This is a genomic window from Streptomyces sp. NPDC002868 (genome assembly GCF_055563295.1).
This window is the reverse complement of the sequence record NZ_JBVHDR010000003.1, coordinates 76,982-93,451: the sequence shown is the minus strand read 5'-3', so window position 1 is coordinate 93,451 and position 16,470 is coordinate 76,982. Positions and strand designations below refer to the sequence as shown.

The following is a 16,470-nucleotide window of genomic DNA, read 5'->3' as shown; positions in this document are numbered from 1 at the left end:
GACCACAGCTGAACGGTGCCCCGCAGCAATTCGTGATTGACCACAGCCGCGGGGCGTCGGAGGGTGATCCCATGGAGACCCTTCGCACGCTGGCCGGCGCCGAGTTCGCGCCCGGGACGACGTATCTGAACACTGCGAGCTGCGGGCGGCTGCCGCGGCGGGCGGTCCGGGCGGTGAAGACGCTCGCTGACGAGCTGGCCGCCGGGCGACCCGGTGGCGCCGGGGACTACTCCGCGATGAACGCCGCCCGCCGGTCCTTCGCCCGGCTCAGCGGCGTGGACGAGGACCGGGTCGCCGCCGGAGGCTCGGTCGCGGTGCATGTGGGGCTGATCGCGGCCTCGCTGCCGCCCGGCGCGGAGGTCCTGTTCCCGGAGGGCGAGTTCTCCTCCGTCGTCACGCCCTTCACCGTGCGCGGCGATCTCAAGCTGCGCTACGCGCCGCTGGACGCGCTCGCCGACGCGGTACGGCCGGGCACCGCCCTGGTGGCCTTCTCCGCGGTGCAGTCCGCCGACGGCCGGGTCGCCGATCTGGCGGCGGTGCGGGCGGCGGCGGCCGCGCACGGGGCCCGTACGCTTCTCGACACCAGCCAGTCCGCGGGCTGGCTGCCGCTGGAAGCGGGCGCCTGGGACTTCACGGTCACCGGCGGATTCAAGTTCCTGCTCTGCCCGCGCGGTGTCTCCTTCCTCACCGTGACGGAGGAGGCGCAGGAGTCGGTGCCGCCCCTGCACGCCGGACCCTTCGCCGCCGAGACCGAGAAGATGTACGGCCCGATCGAGGAACTCGCACGCTCGGCCCGCCGCTACGACGAGCCCCCGTCCTTCCTCGCCTACCACGCGGCCGAACAGTCCCTGGCGCTGTTGGAGGAGATCGGGATCGAGGCGGTGCACGCCCATGACACCGCGCTCGCCCGGCAGTTCAGGGCGGGGCTTACGGATCTGGGGTACGAGCCGCTCCCGGGCGACTCGGCGATCGTCGCCGTACCCGGGCTCGGGGACCGCGTGCCGGAACTGGCCCGCGTGGGGATCGTCGTGTCCGATCGCGCGGGCAACCTGCGGGCCGCGTTCCATCTGTACAACTCCGCAGCCGATGTTGAACGGGTGCTGGACCGCCTCGCCGACGCCGACGAGAGCGGCACCGCCCGTCCCGGAGGCGGTCGATAGGGTGTCGGGATGTCTTCGTCACTTCGCCTGGACAAGGTCACACCGGACAGCGTTCTCGACGCGTGCCGGTTGAAAGTGCGGCCTGAGCAGGAGGAGTTCGTGGCCCCGGTCGCGCGGTCACTCGCCGAGGCGTATGTGCAACCCGAGATCGCCTGGCCCCGATTGATCTTCGACGGCGAGCTGCTCGTCGGTTTCGTGATGGCCTTCTTCATGGTCCGTTTCGACCCGGACAACCCGGACGACACGCCCCGCAGTGGCCTCTGGCGGCTGAACATCGCTGCCGGTCAACAGGGCCGTGGGTACGGCCGCTTCGCCGTGGAGTCTGTGTGCGAGGAAGTCCGTAGGCGTGGGCAGACGCGTGTGACGACGACCTGGGGGCTGGGGGAGCACGGACCCGAGCAGTTCTATCTGGGGCTCGGCTTCTGCCTGACCGGGGAGAAGAGCGGCGAGCAGGTCGTCGGCGAGCTGGATCTGACCGGGCTCTGAGAGCATCGGACCGGATGCCAGGGGCGCGGCCCTCGAAAGCCTCGCCGTATATGGGAACAGAACTCCTGACCTCAGAAGTCCAGGTCCTCGGTTGCGCGGTGGCTCCTCTTACATGGCGGGGTCCGCAGCGCGCCTGAGGGCAGGAGTTCGCGTTCGGTTGCCGTGAAGTCCCGGCCCACCCCTTTACACAGGGCTTTCACCATGGCCTTCGGGCGCAGGTCCAGTTCCTGATACCAGCCCTCACCGGCGATCATCAGCCGTTCGTCGCGCACCACGATGCCCCAGACCGCCGTCGCGGGGTGGCCGGCGAGCAGCAGCCCGCTGCGGAGGTCCCAGAACTGCAGCTCGGCCTCCTTGCCCCCGTAGGTGATCAGGGTGTCGTTCACACCGAAGGCGACGAGCTCGAAGACGTCGGTGCCGGTGGCGGCCAGCGGACGTCCGACCACGACACCCCGGTCCACGTCCCACCGGCGCAGAAAGCCGTCGTCGTTGGCCGACATCAGGTGCTTTCCGTCCGGGGTGAACAGCAGGCCGGCCGGTCGCGTCAGTACGAAGACGGGTTCAAGCTCGCCCACGGTCAGGGTATGGAGGCGGGTGCCGGTGCGCACGTTCCACACTTCCACCGTCCCAGTCTTCGTCCCGGCGCTCGTCACCACCGCCATCTCATACGGATGTCCAGGGCGGGTGCGCAACTGGCCGAACGCCGTTAAGGGGTTGGTTGTCTGCTGCTCGGTCTTCCGTTCCACCTGGATGGGCGGTCCGATCCGCCTCCCCGTGGAGGCGTCGACCAGCATCAGCCTGCCGTCGGTGGTGAGTACCGCGACCTCACTGCCCTGCACCGGCGCGACTGCCTCCACGCCCTTCCTCCTGGCTGTCCCGTCCCCGTCCTCCCATGAGAAGTCGACGCGTCTGCGGGGGTTGCGTGCCGCGAATGCCGACAGCCCGCCGTCGGGCCGCTCCAGTACGACCCACTGCGAATCGGCTGTCCACAGCGGCTTTGGCTGCGTTTCGAGAGCCCAAGGCACCTGTTCGCGACTGCCGTGGGTGGTCGTGACGACCTCCAGGAACGTGCGTCCGGCCCGCGCGACATACTTGCCGTCGGGCGACAGAGCCCCTTCTGCCGACACGTCGGCCACGCGGGGCCACAACTTCCCGTCCACCGGGACGGCCACGGCGGTCAGCAGTGCGTCCACCGTGGGGATGATGACGGTGACGTTGCCACCCGCGGCCGGTACCACCGCGACGTCAGATCCGGTCTGGGGGGCGTCGGAGAGCCCGCTCGGGGGCGTCCTGGTCCGGTAGGCCTTACCGGTGCGCAGCTCGATCAGGGTGAGTTCGAGGTAGGCACCCTTCGTGGATGACTCGGCGAGGACAGCGAACTCGCCCGTCGCGTCGGTCATGTCGAGCACGCCGGCCGTCGGGGGCAGGGGCACCGTACGGCCCCGATCCGGGCTCGCCGGAAGGGCGCGAGCGGCCCTTTCCGCGCCGGAGGCTCCTTGCTCTTCGACGATCAACTCGCCGCCTCCGGCGATCACCGTGACTCCGGACGCCTCGGTGAAGGCACGGATGTCGCGGCCGGTCACCAGGTCGCGAATCACGGCTCGCCGCCCGACGGCCCCGGAGCTGACCGTGAAGACGACCTGGCCGGCGTCGGCCGTGAACGCGACATCCACCGGCTCGCCGGGCACCAGGCCCGGGGCGGTCGCCACGCGCCGGCCGGAGGGGAGGTCCCACGCGGAGATCGCCGCGTGGCGGTCGCGGGCGCCGGTAGCCCCGGACCCGTCGAAGAATTTGAGCATCCGCAGCAGACGTCGCCCGTCGCTGCTGTAGTCCAGTGCGGCGCCGTTCACCTTGCGACCCTTCGCGTCCTCGGACCCGAGAACGCGAGGTTCCCCATCGGCGGTGAGGTCCCATATCCACACTCTGCCGTCCGCCCCCGCCAGGGCGTAGCTGCGGCCGTCCGGGCTCAGGGCACTCCTGCTGGTTTCCTGTACGCCTTCCGGGACTTCGCGGAGCCGGTGCTGCCGAAGGCGGTTCTCCAGGAGACCCGTGATCACCGTGAACGTGAGCTCGCCCTTGTCCCCGACCGAATGCACCACCATGGTCCCGCCGTCCGCCGTGGTCCTCATGCCCTGGAAGCGGCCCGGCCACAGCCCGGGATGGCTGCCCGTCAGCCGTTGTCCGCGTGCGTACTGGCGCAGCAGCGCTGCATACGCCTCGGGTGTCGGATCGGTCTGCCAGGCGGCGAGGGCCAACTGGATCGACAGGGCCGGCTCGTTGACCGCATGCCGGTCCGAGATGTCGGCGAGCAGCCGCGACGCCTGGGTCTGGAGCTGCGCTTCGACCTGCCTGTTGCTCTCCAGGACGCTCACCGCCAGGCCTGCCGCCAGCAGTGTCAGCACGGTGAGGACTGCTGCCAGCATGCGCCAGCGCCGGGCGCTGCGCCGGTGGTGGTGGTTGCTCTGCCGGATGTACGCGCTCTCGGCGTCGGCGATGTCCTCGGGCCGCCGCTCCAGCCAGTCCGAAGCCGTGGCCCGGATGCTGCCGCGCAGGAGCGCGCCCGGCTCTCTTCCCTGGTCCTGCCAGCGCCGGATGTCGCGGCGCAGTTGCTCCTGCCACAACCGGAAGTCCCGGGAATCGACCAGCCACTGGTTCAGCCGCGGCCACAGCGTGGCCAGCGCCTCATGGGCCAGGTCGACGATCTCGCCGCCGTCGGGCGCGCGGCCCAGGACCACCAGTTTGGTCGGGCTCAGCCGCCGGGCGAGTGACTGCAGGGCGGGGTCGAGGTCGGCCACTTGTGCCGGTCGGCGCGAGAAGCCTCCGCTGTCGTCAGGGCGTGTCATCTGCGCGAACAGCCGCCGGGCAAGGAAGTCCTCGTCGGCGGCGAGGTGGGTACGCAGGGACTCCTCGGCGTAGCCGACCAGTGCCCCGGCGACGCCCCCCAGGCCGTCGTAGGCGGCGTGCGTGAGCATCGCACGGTCCCGCCGCTCCCACAGCCGGGTCAGGACGAATTCCACCAGCGGCATCCGCCCGGGCTCGTCCGCGGCGTCGGCGACGATTCGTTCGGGCAGGCCTGCTTCGAACCACAGGCCGGGAACCGCCTCGACGGGGGCGGTGACCGCCCGGTGGAGTCCCTGGGAGGAGAGCGGGGCCAGGAACTGGGTCGCGCCACTCAGTACGTCAGCGGTCCCGGGCGTCACGAGGGTGTCGAGCGACTCCGGGCGGGCGGTGGCGACCACGCGCAGCGCCGGCTCCGCTCCGGGGTCCTGCCCCGAGCCGAGGGACGTGAGGAGCCGCAGGAGTTCACGGGCGGCGGACGGGTCGGCGCCGGCGTACTCCTCCAACTGGTCCACGAAGAGCACATGTCCGCCCTCGCCCGCGTGGGCGAGGATGCGGGATCGCAGCTCGGCCGACAGCTCGTCGAGCGGTCCGGTGGCGGGTTCGGCGCCCTGCTGCCGGGCGGACAGCAGCTCGGCCAACTCCGCGGCCGTACGCAGGCGGTTGACCTCACCGAGTCCGGGTTCCAGTACGGGTACCACGGTACGGGCCACGACCGCGGCCGGACTCACCCCCGGGACCGCGCGTAACTCGGACACCGTCATACCGGCGGCCTGGAGCCGGGGCAGCAGGCCGGCGCGGATCAGTGAGGACTTGCCGCAGCCGGAAGGACCGACCACAAGGGTCAGCGGATGCCGGCCGACGGCGGCCCGCAGGCGCTCCGTCTCCTCCTCCCGTCCGTGGAACACGCCCGCGTCGGCTTCCGTGAAAGGGGCCAGCCCACGGAACGGGCAGCGTGGACGCAGGATGCGCTCGTCGACGAGCGAGGCGGACGGAGTCAGGTACGCGGTGGTCGAGTCGGTGCCCCGCTGGACCGCCACCGTCATTCCGACGACACCGCCCTGCGCGTCGTCCCACACCGGGGACCCGCTGAATCCGGGGGAGATCCGCTGCCCCGGGGCAGCCGTCTCCATCTGCAGCCAGCCCGCGCCCTGGCGACCGCGGAGCGTACCCGAGGCCCACACCCCGTGCTCGGCACCCTGGGGGAAGCCCATGACCCGGAACGCGTGATCCCATACCTGGGTACCGTCCACGAGCGGCACGGGACGGGTACCGGGCACCGGCCGCTCCAGTCGCATCAGCGCGACATCTCCGGTGTCGTCGTCGTTGATCTGCCGCCAGGCGACCACCGTGGAGCGGCCGCCGGGTACGGCTCCGGAGTCGTCCCGCAGCAGTGGGAACTCCAGCAGCACCGTGTCCTGCGGAGCCTCCGCGGGGGTCGTGGACAGTCCCGCTGCCTGCGCGACGACGTGGGCGCAGGTGCACACGACGTCCGTATCGACCAGAAACCCCGCTCCGACCACTTCGCCGGAGCGGGAGCGGACGCGGACGAGGGAGCGCGCCAGTACCTCTTCCTCATGGACCGCTGCCATGGTGATGCCTGTTACGCCGGGCTGGAGGCCGGTCCTGCCCCGTCCCGTGGCCGCCATTCCACGCTCACCGTGAAGTTGGCCTCCGAGGCCGCCTTGGCCACGACCACTCCAGCCTCGGCGGACAGCTTGATACCGAAGTCCACGCGCACGGTCTCGGGCACATGGGCCATGCCGCGCAGGCCCTCCGCTATGACGTCGAGTGCCGGCCGCACATGGCTCATGGCGTCCTGCAACGTCTCGGACGTGGCCCGCGCCAAGGATGCCGCCCGGCCGACGCGGTTCACACCGCCGGATTCCCCGTCGGCGATCTCCACCCACACGCCGCTGCCGTCTGTCAGCCGTATCTCTCCGGCGTACGCCATGTTCGGCTCCCCCTTCCCCGTGGTCTCGTCAGATTATGCGAACTCGCCTACGTCCACGCCGAGTTCGCGGCGAAACCCCGCCATGCCATTACGCCCGAAGGCCGGGGCAGTCCGCCGTCTGGACGCAGAGGTTCTCCTCGACCTTCCCGAGCAGCCGGGTCAGCTCCCTGCGCTCGTCCGGGTCGAGCCCCGCGAGCGTGTGCTCCTCCAGATCCGCCCAGGCCGCCTCCACCGCGGAGTGCAGTGCGCAGCTCTCCTCCGTGGCCTCGACGAGCACCGCGCGCCGGTCGCCCGGGTCGGGGCAGCGGCGGACGTGTCCGGCCTGCTCCAGACGCTGGAGCATCTTCGTCACCGTGGAGGGGTCGAGCTCGACGGCCTTGATCAGCTCGGACTGGCGCACCGGGCCCGCGTCCCACAGGTGCATCATCACGAACTCCTGCCCCGGGTAGAGGCCGGCTCCCCTGAGCAGCTTGCCCGCCGCCATACGGTGCAGCCGGGCGACCCGGGAGACGGCATGGCTGACGGGCCCGGCCAGCGCGGAGCTCGGCAGCGGCTCGGTACAGACCGGGTCGGCCGCGGTCTCGGGCTTCATCGGGCCTCCTCGGGAGGGGTGGCGACTGTCTGGTGAACAGTGTCCCCAAAAACTTTACCTTGGTCGGCCAATTAATGGTCTACAGTGGCACTCGGCGCGATTACTTGGCCGACCACATAAATTCTGGGGAGCTTTTCATGACCACTGCATTCGACCCGATCGACCTGTCCGGCACACAGCTCGGCAACCGGATCGCCATGGCGCCGATGACCCGTAGCAGGGCGCACGGCGAGGGCCTCACAGTCACCGACTCCACCGTCGAGTACTACGGCCAGCGCGCCTCGGCAGGCCTGATCATCACCGAGGGCATCCAGCCCTCGGTCGTCGGCCAGGGCTACCCGGACACCCCCGGCCTGCACAGCGCCGAGCAGGTGGCCGCCTGGCGCAAGGTCACCGACGCCGTGCACGCCAAGGGCGGGAAGATCTTCGCCCAGATCATGCACGCCGGACGCATCGGCCACCCGGTGCTGTTCCCGGACGGCCAGGTGAGCGTGGCCCCGTCCGCCGTCGCCGCCGCGGGTCAGCTCTTCACGCACGAGGGTCCCAAGGACTTCATCGCCCCGCGCGAGCTGTCCGGCGACGAAGTACGCGCCGTCGTCGGCGAGTTCGTCGAGGCGTCCCGCAACGCCATCGAGGCCGGATTCGACGGCGTCGAGCTGCACGGCGCCAACGGCTACCTCATCCACCAGTTCCTCGCCCCCAACACCAACCTGCGCACCGACGAGTGGGGCGGCTCCGTCGAGAACCGCATCCGCTTCGCCGTCGAGGTGACGCAGGCCGTGGCCGCGGCGATCGGTGCCGAGCGGACCGGACTGCGGATCTCTCCCGGCAACCCGTACAACGACATCGCCGAGACCGACCCGGAGACGGTCTACCCCGCGCTGGTCAGGGAGCTGGAGCCGCTGGGCCTCGGCTATCTGCACATCGTCGAGATGGTCCCGGGGCTCAGGGACGTGACGCTCGCGCTGCGCAAGCAGTTCAGCGGCACGTTCATCCTCAATCCGGCGACCGAGGGGCCGACCGACCACAGGGCGCTGGAGCTGATCGAGGACGGTATCGCCGACATCCTCGCCTTCGGCTCGCTGTTCCTGGCCAACCCGGACCTGCCCGTCAGGCTCAAGGCCGAAGGCCCGTACAACACCCCGGACACGGCCACGTTCTTCGGCGGTGACGACAAGGGCTACATCGACTACCCGGCCCTGTAAGGCGGTTGTACGAAAGGGCCGGGCGCCCCTCTCCGTGAGGGGCGCCCGGCCCATTCGTGACAGGACGGGCTAGCGCACCGGCGTGAAGTCCCGCGCCCCGATGAACGACGGCCTGGGCACCGGCGCCGCGAAGGGCTTGACCGCCGCGTTCTCCACGCTGTTGAAGACGATGAAGACATTGCTGCGCGGGTACGGGGTGATGTTGTCCCCGGAGCCGTGCATACAGTTGCAGTCGAACCAGGTTGCGGACCCCGCCCTGCCGGTGAACAGCCGGATGCCGTGCCGGTCGGCGAACCGCGTCAGCGCCGCGTCCGAGGGCGTGCCCGCGTCCTGCATCTGCAGCGACTTCTTGTAGTTGTCCTGCGGTGTCTCGCCCGCGCACCCCAGGAACGTCTTGTGCGACCCGGGCATGATCATCAGCCCGCCGTTGGTGTCGCGGTTCTCAGTCAGCGCGATCGAGACCGAGACGGTGCGCATGTTCGGCAGACCGTCCTCGGCGTGCCAGGTCTCGAAGTCCGAGTGCCAGTAGAAGCCCGAGGCGCCGAAGCCCGGCTTCACATTGATACGGGACTGGTGGACGTACACGTCCGAGCCGAGGATCTGCCGGGCCCTGCCCACCACCCGCTCGTCGCGCACCAGAGAGGCGAAGATCTCGCTGAGCCTGTGCACCTCGAAGACCGAGCGCACGTCCTGAGACTTCGGCTCGATGATCGAGCGCTCGTCGGCCCGTACGGCGGGATCGGCGATCAGCCGGTCCAGCTCGGTGCGGTAGAGCGCGACTTCGTCCTGCGAGATCAGCTCGTCGACGGTGAGGAAGCCGTCGCGCTCGAACTCCATCAGCCCGGAGGGGGCGATCGGCCCCGGCGCGCCGTGTGCCGACCAGACCACCGGGTCCTGGCGCGGGGTCGTCACCTCGTTCACGCCACGAGTCGGGTACAGGTCGGTGCGTACAGCGGCGGTGGTCATGGATCAGCCCTCCTCGGTGAGCAGCGGATAGATGCCGTTCTCGTCGTGGTCCTCCCGTCCGGTGACGGGCGGGTTGAAGACGCAGACACAGCGGAAATCGGTCTTGGGACGCATGGTGTGGCGCTCATGGCCGTCCAGCAGATACATCGTGCCGGGCTCGATCCAGTGCGTCTCGCCGGTCTCGTCGTTGGTGAGTTCGGCCTCGCCCTCCACGCAGAGCACGGCCTCGATGTGGTTCGCGTACCACATCGACGTCTCCGTACCCGCGTACAGCACGGTCTCGTGGAGCGAGAAGCCGACCTTCTCCTTGGCGAGCACGATGCGCTTGCTCTCCCAGGTCCCGGACGCCGCCTTCACATGGCGGTCGGTGTTCTCGATGTCCTTGAACGATCGGACAATCACGGTGAGTTGTTGCCTTTCCTCTTCCCCGCCGGGTTCCTGCGGGGGTTGGTACGGGGTGTCAGGCCGTCTCGCGGACGGAGCGGGCCAGGATGCGCAGACCCTCGTCGAGCTCCTCGGAGGAGACGGTGAGCGCGGGCAGCAGCTTGACCACCTCGCTCTCCGGGCCGGAGGTCTCAAGGAGCAGCCCCAGCTCGAAGGCGCGGGCGCAGATCGCCGAGGCGCGCGTCTTGTCCTCGAACTCCAGGCCCCACACCAGACCGCGGCCACGGAAGCTCACGCCCGGCTCGCCGCTCTCGCCGACGATGGCCAGCAGTGCCTGCTCGACCTGCTCGCCGCGCGCGAGGGTCTGCTTCTCCATCTGGCCGTCGGCCCAGTAGGTGTCGAGCGCGGCGGCGGCGGTGACGAAGGCGGGGTTGTTGCCGCGGAACGTGCCGTTGTGCTCGCCCGGCTCCCAGATGTCCAGCTCCGGCTTGAACAGGCAGAGCGCCATGGGCAGTCCGTAGCCGCTGATCGACTTCGACAGAGTGACGATGTCCGGCGTGATGCCCGCCTCCTCGAAGGAGAAGAAGCCGCCGGTGCGGCCGCAGCCCATCTGGATGTCGTCGACGATCAGCAGCATGTCCTGGCGGTGGCACAGGTCCTGGAGCGCGCGCAGCCACTCGGCGCGGGCCACATTGATGCCGCCCTCGCCCTGCACGGTCTCGACGATCACGGCGGCCGGCTTGTTGAGGCCGGAGCCCTGGTCCTCGAGGAGGCGCTCGAACCAGAGGAAGTCGGGGACCTGGCCGTCGAAGTAGTTGTCGAACGGCATCGGTGTGCCGTGCACCAGCGGGATGCCGGCGCCGGCCCGCTTGAAGGCGTTGCCGGTGACGGCGAGCGAGCCGAGCGACATGCCGTGGAAGGCGTTGGTGAACGAGACGACGGACTCGCGCCCCTTCACCTTGCGGGCCAGTTTGAGCGCCGACTCGACCGCGTTGGTGCCGGTCGGGCCAGGGAACATGACCTTGTACGGAAGGTCGCGCGGCCGCAGGATCACGTTCTGGAACGTCTCCAGGAACGCGCGCTTGGCGGTGGTCGCCATGTCCAGGCCGTGCGTGATGCCGTCGCGCTCTATGTAGTCGATCAGCGCGCGCTTGAGCACCGGGTTGTTGTGCCCGTAGTTGAGCGATCCGGCGCCGGCGAAGAAGTCGAGGTAGGTGTGTCCGTCCTCGTCGTGGAGGTAGCTGCCCTGCGCACGGTCGAACACAGCGGGCCAACCGCGGCAGTAGCTGCGCACCTCCGACTCCAGGGTCTCGAAGACACTCAGGGCGGGCGGGGTGATGGTCACAGCAAGTCTCCAGATGTGGGGGGTCAGGCGGAGAAGGGGCCGATGCGGTACAGCACTTCCGGCTGGTGCGTTCCTTCGGGGAACAGCCCGCCGTCGAACAGGACTTCACGCGCGAGTGGCGCCCCGTGGCGTTTGGCGTACGAGGTGAACAGCCGGTCGGACGCGGTGTTGTCGGGGGTGATGGTCGTCTCGACCTCGCGCACCCCGCGCTCGTCCGTGACCTTGGCGGTCAGCGCGTCGAGCAGCACACCGGCGAGCCTCCGGCCGCGGTGCGCGTGGTCGACTGCGACCTGCCAGACGACCAGGGCCTCCGGGCGGTCGGGGCGCACATAGCCGGTGACGAAAGCGATCGGCTCACCGTCACGGCCGCGCGCCACCAGCGAGGTGGCTGCGAAGTCGCGACACCACAGCAGATAGCTGTACGAGGAGTTGAGGTCCAGGACCTCGGAGTCGCGGGCGATGCGCCAGATCGCGGCTCCGTCCTCCACTCGGGGGGTGTCGATCTCCGGGAATTCGTTCGGGGGGTTGGCTCGTACAAGGTCTTCTTGTGCGGCGGTCATGCCGAGGCAATTTACCGAGCTAATTCTGAAAATGCACTGAGGGAAGGGGTTGGGTGGAGCGCCTCTTTGTGTTATCGCGCGGGCGCGGGCGCTAGTGCTGCCGACCAGCGATTTCGGGCGATTTGTGCCGTAAATAAGGGGCTAATCGGGCACCCTGTGGGGTCGGTCACATATCCGTAACGGCAACGAGACCCGTCCGAATTACGCCGTTCGATCCTATCGAAATCTTGGCGTTTAGGATCGCGGAACGGGGGCAGAAGAATACGGGAAGCTGGCTGGAATAAAGCATCTTCACGCATTTTTAATTAACGCCGACTTTGATACCAGGAGAAATGCTGTTCACCGTCGCCGGAAGGCCCCGGTGACCGCCCGGCGGGCTGCCCCCACGGCGCCTCGTACAGTGCTCGATATGAGCGATCACACAGTGCTGCATGTGAAGGGGCGGGTGCTCGTCGGGCCCGAGGAGGCGCGGGACGAACTGTGGGTGGTGGACGGCCGGATCTCCTACGACCGGCCCCTCGCCGAGGCCGTCACAGTCCAGGGCTGGGCGCTCCCCGGCCTGGTCGACGCGCACTGCCATGTCGGGCTCGACCACCACGGCGCGGTCGACGAGGCGACCAGTGAGAAGCAGGCCCTCACCGACCGGGACGCGGGCACGCTGCTCATCCGGGACGCGGGATCACCGTCCGACACCCGCTGGATCGACGACAGGGAAGACCTGCCGAAGATCATCAGGGCGGGCCGTCACATCGCGCGCACCCGCCGCTACATCCGCAACTTCGCCCATGAGATCGAGCCCGACGACCTCGTCGCGTACGTCGCCCAGGAGGCCCGGCGCGGCGACGGCTGGGTCAAGCTCGTCGGCGACTGGATCGACCGGGACGCCGGGGATCTGACCGCCTGCTGGCCGCGCGGCGCGGTCGAGGCGGCGATCGCCGAGGCGCACCGGCTGGGCGCGCGGGTGACCGCCCACTGTTTCGCCGAGGCAGCGCTGAGGGACCTGGTCGAGGCGGGCATCGACTGCATCGAGCACGCCACCGGGCTCACCGAGGACACCATCCCGCTGTTCGCGGAGCGGGGTGTCGCGATCGTGCCGACGCTGGTCAATATCGCCACGTTCCCGGACCTCGCGGCGGGCGGCGAGGCCAAGTTCCCTGTCTGGTCCGCCCATATGCGGCGGCTGTACCAGCGCCGCTACGACACGGTGCGCGCGGCGTACGACGCGGGTGTGCCCATTTTCGTCGGCACGGACGCGGGCGGCTCGCTGGCGCACGGCCTGGTGGCGGCCGAGGTGGCCGAGTTGGTGAAGGCCGGCATCCCGCCGCTGCAGGCCCTGTCGGCGACGGCCTGGGGGGCGCGCCAGTGGCTGGGCCGCCCGGTGCTCGAGGAGGGCGCACCGGCGGATCTCGTGGTGTACGACGAGGATCCGCGGGCCGACGTCAGGGCGCTGGCGGGGCCGCGGCGGGTGATCCTGAACGGCCGGGTGATCGGCTGACGGACACCACCGCCGTGCTGACCGAGCGTGCCCCAGGGCCGGAAACGCTGGTGGAAGCACTCCACGCGCGATCCCGCGGGGTCGACCGGCGCACCACCCTGTCGCCGTGACACGCGTGGCTCAGGGGAACATCCGTACCTCAAGAATCGAATAACGGCACGGAAACCCCACTTTGGGGTGAACTCGCGCCAGGTGTCTGTCAGTTCACTCTCAGTGCGTACAGGATTCCGGTGTCTTGGTCGCCGCCGCCCACGCGTCCCCGTGGGGCGGTCGGCGACGCCATGTCTCCTGTGGGGGTTCCACCACCTTGAACAGCAACATCTTCCGCATGCCCGCCGCACGCCGCTGCGCCGCCGTCACGGCCGCCGCCGCGCTGGTCGCCGGCCCCGTGGCCCTCGCCGCTCCGGCGCACGCCACCGGGGGCGGCGAGGGTCGGGCGAGTGCGGTCGTGCTCCGTACCGGTCTCGATGTCTCCCTGCTCAGCAAGACCGTCGACGTCCCGCTCAAGGCCACGCTCAACGAGGTGCAGGCGCCGGCGAGTGCCGAGAAGACCGCGTTGACCGTGCAGTTGGACGGGGTCGACCAGGGCAGGCCCATCCAGGTGCTGCGCGCGGACGTGGCCACCGCGAAGGCGACCGTCGACAAGCACAGGGCCGAGGGGTACAGCAACCTCGTGCGCGCCCGGGTGCATGTGCCCGGGCTGCCGCTGCTTTCCCTGATCGAGGTCGAGAAGGTCACGTCGAAGGCCGTCTGCGAGGCGGGCAAGCAGCCGGTCGCAGAGTCGAACGTGCTCGGCCATGTGACCGTGCTCGGCAAGAAGGTCACGCTTTCCGCCAAGGGCACCACCCGGGTCGATGTGCCCGGCGTCGGCGAGGTGACGCTCGATCTGTCGAAGACGCACACCACGTCCCGTACGGCCGCCGCCACCGCGCTGGAGCTCAAGGTCTCGGTCAACCCTGCCAAGCTGAACGTCGCCGAGGTGACCGGCGTGGTCACCCTCGCCGAGGCGAAGTGCGAGTCGCCCAAGACCGCCGCCAACGCCAACGCCACCGCCCCCGCCACGCAGGAGCCGTCCGACAACTCGCAGGAAGCGTCCGACAACTCGCAGGAGTCGTCCGACAAGTCGGGCGAAAGCGAAGGCGTGCAGGCCCAGTCCGGTGAGAACCCCGCCGGGGAGAACCTCGCGGAGACCGGCGGCAGCGCCACGACGACGTACATCGCGGGCGGGGCGGCCATGATGCTCGCGCTCGGGGGAGGCGCGCTGCTGCTGGTCCGCGCCCGCGCCCGCCGCTGACCCGGGGCTCCGCCCGGACCCCACGCCGGGGCTCCGCCCCGAACCCCGGTCCTCGAACGCCGGACGGGCTGACATGTCAGCCCGTCCGGCGTCCCGGTGCCTAGTCGCCCACCATCGTCAGCGCCTGGTCGAGCGCCTGCAGAAAGCGGTTGGTCGTCGCCCGGTCGCGTACCGCCAGCCGCAGCCAGCCGGGGCCGAGGCCCGGGAATGTGTCGCCGCGGCGGGCCGCGAAGCCAAGACCGCGCAGCCGCTTCCGCACCTCGGCGCCGCGCCGGACGTGTACGAGCACGAACGGGGCCTCGGCCGCCGCCACCACCCGTACCTCCTCGAACTCCGCCAGCCCCGCCAGCAGATGGGCCCGCTCCGTCGCCAGCAGATGGGCCGCCTGCTCGGCCTCCTTGAGCGCGGCGGGCTCCATGCACGCCTCGGCCGCCGCCAGCGCGGGCGTCGACACCGGCCACAGCGGCTGGGCGCGCTCCAGTGCCTCGACGGTCTCCGGCTCGGCCAGCACATAGCCGATACGCAGGCCCGCCAGACCCCAGGTCTTGGTCAGACTGCGCAGCACCACAAGGCCCGGCACATCGGTCCGGCCCGCCAGCGCCTCGGGCTCGTCCGGCACCGCGTCCATGAAGGCCTCGTCCACCACCAGCAGCCGCCCGGGGCGGGCCAGTTCGGCGATGTCGGCTGCCGGATGCAGTACGGACGTGGGGTTGGTCGGATTGCCGATCATCACCAGGTCCGCCGCGTCGGGCACGGCAGCCGGATCGAGCCGGAAGCCGTTCTGCTCCCGCAGCAGCAGCCGCGCCACCTCGTGCCCCGCGTCCCGAAGCGCCGCCTCCGGTTCCGTGAACTGCGGGTGCACCACCACTGGGTGACGTATCGTCAGCGCACGCGCAAGCAGGACGAACGCCTCCGCGGCCCCCGCCGTCAGCAGCACCCGCTCAACCGGCAGACCGTGCCGCCGCGCGACCGCCGCCCGCGCTGCCCGCCCGTCCGGATAGGCGGCAAGGCCGGTCAGCGAGCCGGCGATGCGCTCACGGAGCCAGGCCGGGGGAGTCCCGGTGCGGACATTGACCGCGAGGTCCGTCAGATCCGCGTCCCGCACCTCCGCGTCACCGTGGTGCCGCAGGTCGTGTGCGTCAGTGTGAGTGCGCATGGCTGCCGTGGTGGTGATGGGCGCTTCCGTGCCCATGACCGTGGTGGTGCCCGTCGTCGTCCGGGTGGAAGTGCGGCTGCTGCGGAAGGCCCACCTTGTCCTCGAAGCCCGGCATCGCGATCCGGTACACGCAGGTGTCGCAGTTCATCCGGATGTCGCCCGCGACGGCCTCCCGGTAGCGCTCCATCACCAGGTCGAGCAACTCCTCGGTCGGACCGATCACATCGGCCGACACGACCTCCACCTCGGGGTGCGCCTCCGCCCAGCCCTGCGTCTGCTGGAGCACCCGGTCCGGCAGGATCCCGGTGAACAGGAAGTACGGCAGCACCACGATCCGGCGCGCCCCCAGCTTTACGCACCGGTCCAGGCCGCTCGGCACATCGGGCGCGGCGAGCGACACGAACGCCGTCTCCACGCCCGCGTATCCGCGCCCCTCCCACAGCAGCCGGGCCGCCTTGTGCACCTCGGCGTTGGCGTCCGGGTCGGTCGAACCGCGGCCCACCAGCAGCACGGTCACATCGGCCCGGTCCGCGGGCGTACGGGAGACGGAGCCCAGCGCTTCGTCGAGCCGCCGCTCCAGGACACGCAGCAGCGCCGGATGCGGGCCGAGGGGACGGCCATAGGTGTACGAGATCCCGGGGTGCCGCTCCCGCTCGCGGGCCAGCGCGGCCGGGATGTCGCCCTTGGCGTGCCCGGCGGACACCAGCATCAGCGGCACCGCGGCGAAGCGCTGCACACCGCGCTCCACCAGCTCGGCGACGGCTTCGCCGAGGGGCGGCGGGGACAGTTCGATGAAGCCGCCCCCGACGGGGAGTTCGGGATGGCGCCGCCCCAGCTCCCGTACGAAGTCCCGGAAGGCCTCGGCCCCGGCTTCGTCACGGGTGCCGTGGCCGGCGATGAGCAGTGCGGGCGGGGTGGTCACGCGTTCTCCTTGAGGTGGGGGTGGTGCGGCTGAGCTTGCGGCGGGGGTGCGGCGGGACTTCTAGAACACGCCCAGGGGGTACGGCGTCGGTGCGCGGCGCGGCGACGTGTGCC

The 16,470-nt window shown here is 70.3% G+C and carries 14 protein-coding genes; 5 read left to right on the top strand and 9 right to left on the bottom strand.

Going from position 1 to position 16,470, the window contains the following annotated elements; all coding sequences use genetic code 11:
* Positions 1-71: 71 nt before the first annotated feature.
* Positions 72-1,160, top strand: a complete 1,089-nt coding sequence (locus ACZ3H8_RS11215) for an aminotransferase class V-fold PLP-dependent enzyme (protein ID WP_467400182.1) — start codon at positions 72-74, stop codon at positions 1,158-1,160.
* A 9-nt stretch (positions 1,161-1,169) separates the two neighbouring features.
* Complete coding sequence (locus tag ACZ3H8_RS11210; protein WP_467400179.1) at positions 1,170-1,646, top strand: GNAT family N-acetyltransferase; 477 nt, start codon at positions 1,170-1,172, stop codon at positions 1,644-1,646.
* 71 nt (positions 1,647-1,717) lie between these two features.
* On the opposite strand, the gene ACZ3H8_RS11205 is transcribed toward ACZ3H8_RS11210, so the two are convergent.
* The 3 genes from ACZ3H8_RS11205 to ACZ3H8_RS11195 all read right to left on the bottom strand — a co-directional run bounded on the left by ACZ3H8_RS11205 (position 1,718) and on the right by ACZ3H8_RS11195 (position 7,030).
* Positions 1,718-6,076, bottom strand: a complete 4,359-nt coding sequence (locus tag ACZ3H8_RS11205; RefSeq protein WP_467400178.1) for an nSTAND1 domain-containing NTPase — start codon at positions 6,074-6,076, stop codon at positions 1,718-1,720.
* An 11-nt stretch (positions 6,077-6,087) separates the two neighbouring features.
* Positions 6,088-6,438, bottom strand: coding sequence for a CU044_2847 family protein (locus ACZ3H8_RS11200; RefSeq protein WP_467400176.1), 351 nt, complete (start codon positions 6,436-6,438; stop codon positions 6,088-6,090).
* Positions 6,439-6,526: 88 nt separating this feature from the next.
* A complete protein-coding gene (locus ACZ3H8_RS11195) occupies positions 6,527-7,030 on the bottom strand; it encodes a MarR family winged helix-turn-helix transcriptional regulator (RefSeq protein WP_398988200.1) in 504 nt (167 codons plus the stop codon).
* Positions 7,031-7,167: 137 nt separating this feature from the next.
* Between ACZ3H8_RS11195 and ACZ3H8_RS11190 the strand changes: the two genes are divergently transcribed.
* Positions 7,168-8,235, top strand: a complete 1,068-nt coding sequence (locus ACZ3H8_RS11190; RefSeq protein WP_356227998.1) for an alkene reductase — start codon at positions 7,168-7,170, stop codon at positions 8,233-8,235.
* Between the two features lie 69 nt (positions 8,236-8,304).
* Here the strand turns inward: ACZ3H8_RS11190 and thpD are convergent, their stop codons facing one another.
* Genes thpD through ectA form a run of 4 tightly spaced genes read right to left on the bottom strand, consistent with a single transcriptional unit; the run spans position 8,305 to position 11,490 of the window.
* Complete coding sequence (gene thpD / locus ACZ3H8_RS11185; protein ID WP_467400173.1) at positions 8,305-9,201, bottom strand: ectoine hydroxylase; 897 nt, start codon at positions 9,199-9,201, stop codon at positions 8,305-8,307.
* A gap of 3 nt (positions 9,202-9,204) precedes the next feature.
* On the bottom strand, positions 9,205-9,603 hold the full coding sequence (locus tag ACZ3H8_RS11180; protein ID WP_307664257.1) for an ectoine synthase: 399 nt from the start codon (positions 9,601-9,603) through the stop codon (positions 9,205-9,207).
* A 58-nt stretch (positions 9,604-9,661) separates the two neighbouring features.
* The gene (gene ectB / locus ACZ3H8_RS11175) at positions 9,662-10,930 is read right to left on the bottom strand and encodes a diaminobutyrate--2-oxoglutarate transaminase (protein WP_467400170.1); all 1,269 of its coding nucleotides are present in this window, start codon (positions 10,928-10,930) and stop codon (positions 9,662-9,664) included.
* 23 nt (positions 10,931-10,953) lie between these two features.
* Positions 10,954-11,490 (bottom strand): diaminobutyrate acetyltransferase, encoded by a 537-nt coding sequence (gene ectA / locus ACZ3H8_RS11170; protein ID WP_307664259.1) that lies wholly within the window; start codon positions 11,488-11,490, stop codon positions 10,954-10,956.
* Positions 11,491-11,899: 409 nt separating this feature from the next.
* On the opposite strand from ectA, the gene ACZ3H8_RS11165 reads away from it, so the two are divergent.
* Both ACZ3H8_RS11165 and ACZ3H8_RS11160 read left to right on the top strand, forming a co-directional pair.
* Positions 11,900-12,985 (top strand): amidohydrolase family protein, encoded by a 1,086-nt coding sequence (locus tag ACZ3H8_RS11165; RefSeq protein ID WP_467400167.1) that lies wholly within the window; start codon positions 11,900-11,902, stop codon positions 12,983-12,985.
* Between the two features lie 307 nt (positions 12,986-13,292).
* Positions 13,293-14,279, top strand: coding sequence for an SCO1860 family LAETG-anchored protein (locus ACZ3H8_RS11160; RefSeq protein WP_467400165.1), 987 nt, complete (start codon positions 13,293-13,295; stop codon positions 14,277-14,279).
* 100 nt (positions 14,280-14,379) lie between these two features.
* Here the strand turns inward: ACZ3H8_RS11160 and cobC are convergent, their stop codons facing one another.
* On the bottom strand, positions 14,380-15,435 hold the full coding sequence (gene cobC / locus ACZ3H8_RS11155) for an Rv2231c family pyridoxal phosphate-dependent protein CobC (protein ID WP_467400162.1): 1,056 nt from the start codon (positions 15,433-15,435) through the stop codon (positions 14,380-14,382).
* Positions 15,419-16,357 carry a sirohydrochlorin chelatase gene (locus tag ACZ3H8_RS11150; RefSeq protein WP_467400160.1) on the bottom strand — a complete coding sequence of 313 codons (939 nt, stop codon included), beginning with the start codon at positions 16,355-16,357 and terminating at the stop codon, positions 15,419-15,421. The genes cobC and ACZ3H8_RS11150 overlap by 17 nt, the downstream gene beginning before the upstream one ends.
* Positions 16,358-16,470: the final 113 nt, after the last annotated feature.